This is a genomic window from Micromonospora sp. CPCC 205558, assembly GCF_036902955.1.
Lineage (GTDB): Bacteria > Actinomycetota > Actinomycetes > Mycobacteriales > Micromonosporaceae > Micromonospora.
On record NZ_JBAKHR010000068.1, the window covers coordinates 1 to 811 of the forward strand.

Annotated in this window: 1 protein-coding gene; it reads left to right on the top strand. The window is 45.6% G+C overall.

Annotated elements, in window-relative coordinates:
• The first annotated feature begins 437 nt into the window (after positions 1-437).
• Positions 438-665, top strand: coding sequence for a YgdI/YgdR family lipoprotein (locus V6U86_RS33290; protein ID WP_334510525.1), 228 nt, complete (start codon positions 438-440; stop codon positions 663-665).
• Positions 666-811 lie beyond the last annotated feature (146 nt).

The following is an 811-nucleotide window of genomic DNA, read 5'->3' on the forward strand; positions in this document are numbered from 1 at the left end:
GATGTCTCAAGAGTTCTTGAAGTGGCGGCCTTAGTGAGGCTACACTGAAAGGACAAATTTGGTGACATGTCTCGCACAAGACTGTTACCACGGTTAGGGGATCTGCCAGGATTACCTAACCTTCGAAAAACCACCTGCCAGGGTGGTTTTTTCGTTTACAGGGCAAGAGATTACGCGCGGAAAAAAAGGATCTCAAGAAGATCCTTTATAAATTAGACATCCAACCTCACAAAGAGGAATACTTAAATCATCTTGGTATATGTATCGGCCGGATTACATCTCATATAAGCCTCCTCCCCGCCTGACACCACACTTTGACCATAGCACCTCGCGCCTAACTCGATATACAGCCCACCATCAAGCCTCTTTTCACATAAAAAATGACCTATAGTTAGATGGTTAGTGACCAAAACTGATATGGATAAAAGGAGCTGGCTTTGAAAAAGATTTTTGTTTCAGTGTTCGCAGCGGCAGTTGCGCTTTCAGCCCTCACCGGCTGCACGCGCACAAGCTATGCCATACACACCAATGACGGTCGCACTATAGCCAGCGACGGCAAACCTAAAGAATCAGACTCAGGCCTGCTTGGCTATACAGACGCGAATGGTGTCAAACAGCAGATCAATAAAACCGACGTTAAAGAAGTCTCCGAAATTCCGCACTGAGCATCTTCTCCGAAAAAGGCCGCTAATGTGGCCTTTTTCTTTACCTGTGGTTCTCCGCCAAAATCCCAGCAAATTGCATCACCAAAGCTAAAAGCTTTCAGGGTTGTCTAAAAAGCACAAGACATAAGAGGAAGTGCGGTATTTTA